General features: G+C 44.6%; 9 protein-coding genes and 1 other annotated feature. All 9 genes read right to left on the bottom strand.

The genetic code is table 11. The annotated features are described in order from the left end of the window. Positions 1-1,651 (bottom strand): TRAP transporter large permease subunit (locus G5B12_RS16570; RefSeq protein ID WP_174088887.1); only part of this gene is annotated, 1,651 nt, incomplete at its 3' end. Further along, entirely contained in the window at positions 1,652-2,155 is a 504-nt protein-coding gene (locus G5B12_RS16565) for a TRAP transporter small permease (RefSeq protein ID WP_021977442.1), read from the bottom strand. Between the two features lie 77 nt (positions 2,156-2,232). Further along, positions 2,233-2,479, bottom strand: a binding site (T-box leader). Between the two features lie 86 nt (positions 2,480-2,565). Then, positions 2,566-3,963 carry an alanine/glycine:cation symporter family protein gene (locus G5B12_RS16560; protein ID WP_021977441.1) on the bottom strand — a complete coding sequence of 466 codons (1,398 nt, stop codon included), beginning with the start codon at positions 3,961-3,963 and terminating at the stop codon, positions 2,566-2,568. Between the two features lie 157 nt (positions 3,964-4,120). Beyond that, entirely contained in the window at positions 4,121-5,143 is a 1,023-nt protein-coding gene (locus G5B12_RS16555) for an alpha/beta fold hydrolase (RefSeq protein WP_021977440.1), read from the bottom strand. 283 nt (positions 5,144-5,426) lie between these two features. Next, a complete protein-coding gene (locus tag G5B12_RS16550) occupies positions 5,427-5,963 on the bottom strand; it encodes a nitroreductase family protein (protein WP_021977439.1) in 537 nt (178 codons plus the stop codon). 199 nt (positions 5,964-6,162) lie between these two features. Beyond that, positions 6,163-6,846 carry a pyridoxamine 5'-phosphate oxidase family protein gene (locus G5B12_RS16545; protein ID WP_021977438.1) on the bottom strand — a complete coding sequence of 228 codons (684 nt, stop codon included), beginning with the start codon at positions 6,844-6,846 and terminating at the stop codon, positions 6,163-6,165. 72 nt (positions 6,847-6,918) lie between these two features. After that, positions 6,919-7,860 carry a DMT family transporter gene (locus tag G5B12_RS16540; RefSeq protein WP_021977437.1) on the bottom strand — a complete coding sequence of 314 codons (942 nt, stop codon included), beginning with the start codon at positions 7,858-7,860 and terminating at the stop codon, positions 6,919-6,921. Positions 7,861-7,864: 4 nt separating this feature from the next. Next, positions 7,865-8,956, bottom strand: coding sequence for a hypothetical protein (locus G5B12_RS17700; protein ID WP_244096131.1), 1,092 nt, complete (start codon positions 8,954-8,956; stop codon positions 7,865-7,867). After that, on the bottom strand, positions 8,937-9,671 hold the full coding sequence (locus G5B12_RS16530) for a class I SAM-dependent methyltransferase (RefSeq protein WP_174088885.1): 735 nt from the start codon (positions 9,669-9,671) through the stop codon (positions 8,937-8,939). The genes G5B12_RS17700 and G5B12_RS16530 overlap by 20 nt, the downstream gene beginning before the upstream one ends. Positions 9,672-9,918 lie beyond the last annotated feature (247 nt).

The raw sequence follows: 9,918 nt of genomic DNA, 5'->3' as shown, positions 1-9,918 counted from the left end.
ATCTCGGGTCAAATGCAGAGTAGATCAGATTGGAATGCATGGAGATCTGTACCGGGTCTCCGTTCATCAGTGCCTGGATTCCCTCGGACTGATTTCCGTTTGTCAGCTGGTCTGCTGCATAAATATTAACCTTGACTTTTCCGCCGGTTGCTTTTTCCATAAGCTCACCGAATTTACGTCCGCCGTCAGCCCAGGTACTTGTCTCCGTTGTAGAGCATGCGAAGTTCCATGTCATCTCCGGCCAGTCAAGATCACTGTAATCTGCGATGGTATTAAAGGAATCACTTCCGTCTCCGGCATCCTTGGAGCTCTGGCTTCCTGTGTCAGAAGACTGGTCTCCTGTATAGGAGCCCTCTTTTGCAAGCGCCTTCGGAAGAGCTGTGGAAACAGCCGGAATATAAGTGATGATCAGAAGAACTGCAACGGATGCAGCGATCATCGGCATAACTGCTCTGGAGATCTGCTGAAGAGTAACCTCCAGACCTTTTTTGATCTTGATACTGATGGCAACGAAAAGGTTTACACCTACAGGAGGTGTTACCTGTCCGATCGCAAGGTTAACTGTTGCCATAACACCGAATGCTACCACATCATAGCCCAGAGCCTTACATACCGGAAGCATGATCGGTACAAAAATATACATTGCAGAGTTTGCATCAATGAAGCATCCTGCGATCAGGAAAATGATGTTTACGATCAGAAGGAAGGTAAACTGATTATGTGCAATGCTGGCAAGAAGCTCCGATGCCGCATTTGCAATACCAAACTTGGTACATACAAAAGAGAACAGGGAAGCACTCGCTACGATCAGCATGATTCCGCCTGTTGTCTTTGCAGAATCCACAAGAATGTCAAACAGATCTTTGAGCTTAACCTCACGGTAGATCACCATACCAACAAACAGACCGTAAACAACAGATACTGCTGCAGCCTCAGTTGGTGTAAAGATACCACCGTAAATTCCTCCGAGGATGATAACCGGCATCAGGAATCCCCAGAATGCATCTTTAAATGTATCCCAGCGCTCTTTTGCGGAAGCTTTTTCACGGGATGGCTGAATGTTATGTTTCTTTGCCTCGATCATAACGATGATCACAAGAGCAACACCCATCAGAAGTCCCGGAACGATACCAGCCATGAACATATCTGCAATAGATACACCTGTGATAGAAGCGTATACAACGAATGCGATACTCGGCGGTATGACAATGGCGATGGAACTGGAGGTTGCCATCAATGCCGTGGAAAACGGTGCGGAAAAACCGCCCTGCTCAACCATAGCCGGGATCAGTACTGCTCCAAGTGCTGCAACCGTTGCAGGACCGGAACCGGAGATCGCTCCGAAGAAACATGCTACGATAACACATACGATAGCGATACCACCTTTTTTGTGTCCTACGCAGGTGTCTACGAAGTTGATCAATCGTTTGGAAATACCGGCTTTTGCCATGATGTTTCCGGACAGAACGAAGAACGGGATGGCAAGAAGCAGGAATTTACTGATTCCTGAGTACATGTTTGTAGCTACGATGGTCAGTGATGTGCCGGAATAAAGGATGGCACATACAGATGACAGACCCAGGCAGATCGCAATGGGAAGTCCCAGGATCAGGAAAATAAAGAAGGAGATAAATAAGATTGCACTGATCATTTATTTGTCCTCCTTTTCATCATCTTTTTTCAGGCAGAAGTCCAGACAGTACTCAATAAAATGAAGGATCATACAGCCTGCTCCGATCGGTACGAAGGACCAGAAGATCCACTCCGGCCAGTTCAGTACGAAAGTTCTCTTGCCGTTTGCCAGCTGTGTAAGAACTTTGTCCATTCCGTATTTAAACAGGATTGCGGAAAAAACAATGCTGAGAACCGTGATCAGGATCACAGATGGTTTTTCCAGTTTTTTCGGAAGACGGTCTGTAAACAATGTCAGACTTACCAGTCCTCCTTTTTCGCGGCAGGCAAGTGCTGCTGCCAAAAGTGTGATGAGAACGAACACCGCTACAACAAGTTCTTCTGTAAAAGACCATGAGCGGTGGATGACTTTACGGGAAAAAACATTTCCCACAGTCAGCACAAGGATCAGCAGTGTGGAAATGACCAGTACGATTTTTTCTACTGCTGCAAGTGCGTTCATGAGTTTTTTGTACACTTTCATACTCTTTCCCCTTTTGTGTATTTTTTCCGGTTTCAGACCATTACCCCGGGATTTTGGATAAAAAAAATCCGTCCCCTCTCAGGGACGGATATAAAATTCCGCAACCACCCTGTTTCTCCATTGAAACAAGCACGATTCTGCAACGTACCGGCATACGCGACTTCTGTAACGGGAAGTACCCGTGAAAACCTACTTACTTGTCTGAAACTTTCGGCTTTCCTTCTCAGGGATGATATTCAAGGCAGTTCCGACGCTGCATCACACCAGTCACAGCTCTCTGAAGACGGTTCCTCTGTCTTTACTGATTCCCTTCATGGAATTTACTTCTGTTATGTGTTAACTCTTTAATGAGTTAAACCAATTCTAACTCTGTTTGTTTTGATAGTCAAGTTTTTTTTTCAAAAACTCCTTCAGGCGTTCTTTCCTTCTCCGGCGAAGTACTCCTTCACAAGCTTTACAACCACACCGGAAAGCAGGAATACTGCGATAAGGTTAGGGATCGCCATCAGACCGTTGAAGGTCTCTGCGATACTCCAGAGAAGTCCAAGGTCAACAGTTGCGCCGATGATTGCTACCAGAGAGTACAGTACCATAAAAGGTCTGATAGCTTTTTCCTTAAAAAGGAACTCCGCACATCTGGCTCCGTAAAGTCCCCATCCAATGATAGTGGAAAATGCGAAGCAGCACATGGCAACTGCTGTAAAGATGGAAACCCAGTTTCCGTATGTACTGGTAAAACCGCTGATGGTAAGCTCCGCTCCTGCTGCTGCGCCATAACCAACCGGCACCCCGCTGCAGAGGATGACAAGCGCTGTCAGCGTACAGATCACGATCGTGTCCGTGAATACCTCAAAGATCCCGAAAAATCCCTGTTTTACAGGTTTTCTGGTGTCTGCACAGGCATGTGCGATGGAACCGGTACCAAGACCTGCCTCATTGGAAAAAATACCTCTGGAAACACCTTTTTTCATACTCATGAAAAAGCTTCCTACTACGCCGCCTGTCACAGATGCCGGATTAAATGCCCCTCTGATGATAGCGCTGAAAACCCCCGGAACATTTTTCCAGTTGATGATAACTACACCGACGGCAAGAATAATATAAAACAATGCCATAAACGGTACCAGCTTTTCTGTAACCTGGCCGATCCTTTTGATTCCGCCAAGCAGGATCATTGCCACAAGAATCGCAAGGATGATCCCCATAACAAGGTTTACCGTAGAAGTATTGTCTGCAGCGATCACATTGTAATTGATCAGTGCAGAATCAATAGCTGTTGTAATGGTATTAACCTGGGTTGCATTTCCGGTTCCGAAAACAGTAAGCACACCAAAAGCGGAAAACAGATATGCCAGCCAGTGCCAGTGTTTCTTAAGGCCGTTCTTGATGTAATACATTGGTCCGCCAACCAGATCTCCGTTGGCATTGGTCTCACGGAAATGTACCGCAAGTGTTACCTCGGAAAACTTCGTACACATTCCCAGAATTGCGGAAATCCACATCCAGAATACGGCTCCCGGTCCTCCGATAGCGATGGCACCTGCGACACCTGCAATATTTCCGGTTCCCACGGTAGCAGCCAAGGCGGTACAGACAGCCTGAAACGGTGTCAGACTTCCATCGGAAGCCTCACGTTTACGAAGCATACGTCCGATGGTTACCTTGATGGCATAAGGAAATTTCCGGATCTGGAGAAAATTCGTGCGGATACTTAAATAAAGACCCACACCAATAATACAAATCATTGCAGGAACGCCCCAGATAAAATTGTTTATGGCAGCATTCACTGATTCAATAACAGATAACATTCTATAACCCTTCCCTTATTTAATTTTGTCTTTTCGGTCAGTACGTTTGTTTGTACAAAAAAGACGATTCTTTAAATTATAGCACATTTTCTGTCGAATGTATAAGAGAAAAGCTTTATAATTTTACTGCGATAAACAAAGAAAGTGAATAAAACACTCATCTGCGGTCAGTATCATTTTCCTCGTCATCCAGGAATGCAAGCATATATCCCCAGTATTTCTCCAGGATCTTGCCGCGGCTTTCGTAGATCTCATGTTTTGTTCCGATCATATGGATATAATCGCAGGTGGTTTTTCCCTGACGGTTGATCTTTCCGGCAAAATTCTTCAGGGCACGGACAGACACTAGATCTTCGGTCTGGGCCTGGATGAGCAGCATTGGTGCGGTATACTTTTTCCATCCGTAAAGACGCAGATACCAGCTCATCTCTGCGGAAGCCCAGAGCCAGCCGTAGGACGGAGACCAGGTCTGGAGTTCTTTGTGCTCTGCGCGGAGATTTTTGTAACGCTCATATCTTGGTTTTGATGTTGCGGAACTTGTCTCAAAAGAACCGCCGCCATCGTATGGTTTTTTGCCTGCTACGTATTCTTCATCTTTTCCCAGAATGCACTTCTCCAGAGCGATTCCGGTGGCTGCAGGCCACGGAACATTTCCGGTAAGAGGCCGGATCATCGGGGAGGAAAGAATTACTTTGTGGAACCAGTCCGGCTCCCAGGCTGCCGCAATACCGCCAATGGCGCCTCCCATGGAATGTGCAAAAAGATCCAGTGGCAGATCCGGGTGAGCTTTTTTTATGTAGCGGCATGCTTTCAGGAAATCACGGACATAACGTCTCCAGGTATCGATGTGTACCAGGAACGGATCTGCAGTAAGGCGGTAACTCCGGCCGTGACCACAGTGTTCCGGAATATACACGTGGTAGCCTTCTTTCAGAAAATAGTAAGCCACTTCATCGTATTTCGCTGCGGATTCTGTAAAACCGTGACTGATGACCACCACACCTTTTGGCGCATCAGACAGATACTGCAGCATGTGGATCTTACCTGTGATCCGTTTGTTTTCATTACGAAATGGGTAGTCTGCTCCCGGTACATATAGTTCTCTTCTCCGGGCTGACAGATATGGCTCTACGGTATTTTTCATGGTTTCTTCGTATTCAGTTTCATGTATGATTTGCATATTGATTAAAAACCTCCTTTACTTTTGGTGTATTGCTTTTTTCTCTGCAATTTATGTTTATCCTTTGTAAGATTTTTGAATGATCGTTGATTTCTGTCTTCTTACAGGATAACAGAATTCACTTCTTCCGGCAATATTTTTTAGTCCATTTTGCTCTTTAATTTCTGTTAAAAAATACCCGGACATTTTCGCATGTACCGGGCATTTCTGTTATGATTTCTATTATGATTTCTGTTGTGTCAAGCGGATATTCGCAATCCCGAAAAGGACTTCCCTGATTCGGTTAAAAGAATTTCACAATGTCTTCCACATCTTTACGTTTCGGGCGTGCAGGCTCCTCTGCTGCTTTTCCGATTGCAATCACTGCAACTACGGTCTCTGTTTCCGGAATGGAAAGGATCTCACGGAGCTTATCTCCTGTACGGAGTCCCATGATCACAGTTCCATAACCAAGCTCCCATGCTTTAAGAACCAGGTTCTCATTCTGAAGTCCCAGATCATAGCAGCCCCAGCCATTTCCAAGTTCATTATCCGGTGTACCGTCTTTCTGGAAACCGGAACGGTTCTGTACAAAAGTAGTAATGATCAGAGCCGCATTCTCTGCCTTGGGCTGGTTCATTTCCGGAAGGCATTCTTTGCTGATCTTCTCTACCATATCTTCAGATGTCACACAGTAATATCTTCCTGTCTGGGAGTTCTTCCAGCTTGGTGCTTCCTGTGCCGCCCTGATTATGGTAAGCAGCTCATCTTTTGTGATCTTTCCCTCCGGGCTGTATTTACGGATGGTTCTTCTCTCTTCGATCAGTTTCTGAAATTCCATATTGATCCTCCTCGCCTGGTGATGCAGAATTTGTGTAATCATTATTAAGTTCTGCGGTTATTGGTATGCTGATTTATATGTTCATATTTTTCATGAAATAATTTTAGCACAATACTGTGTTAAAATCAATTTGTACTATGAACAACGCACATACTGTAAACATTGAACACTGCTGTTCGCAAAATCACAAGCTTTCTTCTCAGAATTCCAGCATCTGTCTGGAATCTGCACCATCTTTCTTAAAATCAGAATTCAGAAACTCAATCTTCTTCGGCTGCACCTTGATCAGGTTCATGGTACGCGGCATTTTTTTCAGCGCATCCAGCGGGATCTTCCGAAACTCTGCCGCTGCATTATACTCATCAGAAAACGGCGCCACAAGTTCTGCCTCTCCTGTCACCTGCATTCCCTTCAGTTTGCCAAAGCCCTCATATTTATCAAAAATAGCCAGACAAACATTCTTATTCTTTTCCAGTGCGGCAAACTTTTCGCCACCTTCGGAAAACATCCAGAATGCACCGTGATGATACGTATACTCGATAGGTGTGCAGCGCACAAACTCTCCCGCACCCGTTGCCAGTGCACAGGTTTTATTGGCCAGGATATACTTTTCCACTGCTTTCTTCAGTTTCGCTTCATCCAGCTTTACACTTTCTGCGTCTTTTTTCTTCCAGTAGGACGCAGCCGCCTCATATTCTTCATGGGAAAGATCTGTTTTTTCCAGAATCTCCTCACATTCATCTTTATCCAGGCACAGTGGGATTCCTGTTACGCTGTTTACATTAAATCCACCGTACCAGGTTCCTGTCACCTCTAGGATATCTCCTACTTTATAGTCGGAAGAATACTCGTCATTCTTTTTGATCACTTTGATCTTTGCCATGTTTTATCCCTCCCATATCTTGGCAATATATCCAAGTTTCACTAATAAATATGATTTTTCCGAAAAAAGTTGTCAATTAACAGACGCTTTATCTTTACGATTTACCACATAAATTCCCACGCAGACAAGGAACAGTGCGATCAGGCTTCCCAGATTAAATGCCTGACGTACTTCTCCCAGGACCAGTGCAGACAAAATCACACTGAACAGCGGATTTACAAATCCAAAAATGGCAACTCTGGATACATCATTCCATGCAAGCAGCACTGACCACAGCGTATAGGCCACAGCAGAAACCATCGCAAGATAAAAAATAATTCCGATTCCTGCTGCATTCACCACTCCCAGATGTCCGCCCATTATTTTTCCGATAAGGAACAGAACGATTCCTCCCATGGTAAACTGTGTTCCGCTGAGTATTACCGGCGACACTTTTCTGGAAAAAATATTAATCAGTACTGTAGACATTCCATAAGAAAACTGCGCGATCAGGATAAATCCTTCTCCCGTAAGCTTAAATCCTACATCCAGGGAATTTCCCATCAGGTTGATCACAACGACGCCTGCAAAACCCAAGATACATCCGATCATCTTTCTTCCTGTCATACGCTCCTTACGGAAAATAAAACAGGATAACAGAATTGCGATAAAGTTTCCAAGGCCTGTGATGATCGCACCTTTTACTCCGGAAGTATGCGCCACTCCGATATAAAAGAAGAAATACTGACACACCGTCTGCGCCAGGCAGACCGGTACTGCATATTTCAGGATCGTCCGGTCCGGGATCATCACTTTCCGTTCACTGATGGACGCAAAGATCAGTACCAGAATCCCTGCCAGTGCAAAACGCACTCCCGCAAAAACGATCTGGCTTGCGGTATCTGCAGAATCCACCTGCATCAGACGATATCCTGTCTTGATCAGCGGGATCGCACTTCCCCAGAGAAGACAGCAGACACAGGCAAGTGCCGCCACCACCCAGGTTTTTGTCAACGTTGTTTTTGTTTGTTCCATTTGTTTATTCTCTCTTTCCCAAAACTTCTTCCATCTGACTTAAGATGGATCTTATTTCATTTATTGCACTGATGCTGACATCTCGAAAATCAATCTTTTTCTCTTTTCCGCGAAGTTCCGATTCATAAGTTCTGGCTTTCTCTTCATCTTTGTCCTTATATCTGGCTTTTCCAATCCACCAGGCATTGGAATCCGCATGATCCGGATATTCCGTACTTCCCTGGATCAGAAAATCCTTCGGCGTTTCTGTCAATGCTGTTTTCAGTTTTTCTGCTTTATTCCGAAATTCTTCCGTTACCTGCGGGTAATGTTCTTTTATATAGCAGAGATTTTTGTGAATACAGGTGGCACTTTTTTCCATCAGTTTCCGTTCTTCCGGATTCTTAAAATTATCATATTCCCCTGGCTGCACTTCCCATCCACGGATAGACTTACTCAGTTCCATCAGCCAGTACACATGTCGTGAAACATCATCCGGGAACATGAAATAGGTAGAAAATTCATGATCGATCATCGGCGCAAGGCTGATAATCTCTCCCTCTTTATCACAGAGAAAAGCTACATTCTCATAATGATAGTTCTGGTCTCCCTTCAGAACAGAGATCAGTACCTGCATGGCAAGCTGCTCTGCCAGATCTTCGTGTTTCTGGAAAAATTCCGATTCAAAGATGTCCCGGTAATCGTAAAACATCTGGCAATAGTTTACATAATTATCTATGTCGACTTTTTTATCCGGATATTTCCGGAAAAACTCCAGAAGATTCTGAAGGGACTCTCCTTCTTTATATGCCACAGGAACTGCGGTTCCATAATCAAGATATTTCTCATTTACTTCCTCATAACCTTCACAGGTCGCCAGCTCGTACTGAGGCGCAGGCATAAAATATTTATTGATGACCGTTGACCAGAATACCTCTGCATAAGCATATAGTGGTGTCGAAAATGGCTTGGATTTCGTCAGTGGTTTAAAGATCATATTCCCTGGAAATATGGGAAAATGCTTTTCCCCGCTTACCACGCCTACGGCTTCGGCTTTAAGGTTTCCGATGCGATCTTTATATCGATAATGTCTGACTTTATAACACATAGCAGTCATACCGTATTGCCTTTCCTTTCAGTGTATAGGACGGTTCCCGACCGGCAAGACATTCACTTTTCAGCGGACGTTTGACAATGATCTTATCCGGATTCGCCTTGATCGCTGCATCAAAAAGATCCGTTTCCTCAGAACACGGTGGTTCCAGTTTCTGGATCAGCTGAAGTTTCTTATTGATCAGGCTGGATTTCTGTCTTGCCGGAAACATAGGGTCCAGATAGATCACGTCTACCGAATCAAGAAGTTTTGACATACATTCCACACTGTTTCCTTCGATCACTTTCATACGACTGGCAATGTCTTTCAGATCTATATTTTTCTTCGCACGGCGAATCGCATCTTTCAGAAGAGCTGCGATCACCGGATTCTGCTCATACAAAGTAACTTCATACCCCTGAGCAGCCAGAAGAAAGGCATCTTCCCCCATTCCGGCTGTGGCATCAATGGCCTTCCTGCCCTCTTTATCAGACTTGGCAGCTTTCACCAGCATCTCATGCTGCAGCCGTCCATTGGTCACTCTGTGCAGCATAGACTCTACGAAATCCCCCTGATAGGTCAAACCAAATCCCGACAGAGATACCCCTTTAGAATCAAACCGGACAGTAAGATAATCCCCCGGCTTATCCTGAATCGGCGCATCCGTCCTCCTGGCAAAAGACTCTGCCTGATCCCTTTGTCCACCCTTTCCAAGGCAGACTACGATTTTATTGTTCATTTTTGTTGTTCTCACTTCCATGGTTGTTTGTGGTAATCCTGAAGATATAAGTATAACATAGTATTACCAAAACATCGTATCATTTTTTTGAGAATGTCACATCATTTCTTAATGTTCCTCCACGACAAACGCATGAATGGTTAGCAACTGCAAATTCTATTTTTTTCTACTTTTTAAGCTTCTAAAAGCTCTTCTAAATACTTAATTGGACGCAAACTTACTACGAACCTTTTCTTTCTCATTGACA

This window comes from Blautia sp. MSK.20.85 (assembly GCF_013317245.1).
Lineage (GTDB): Bacteria > Bacillota > Clostridia > Lachnospirales > Lachnospiraceae > Blautia_A.
Note: the sequence above shows the minus strand (reverse complement) of the source record. Positions and strands in the feature narration are given on the sequence as shown.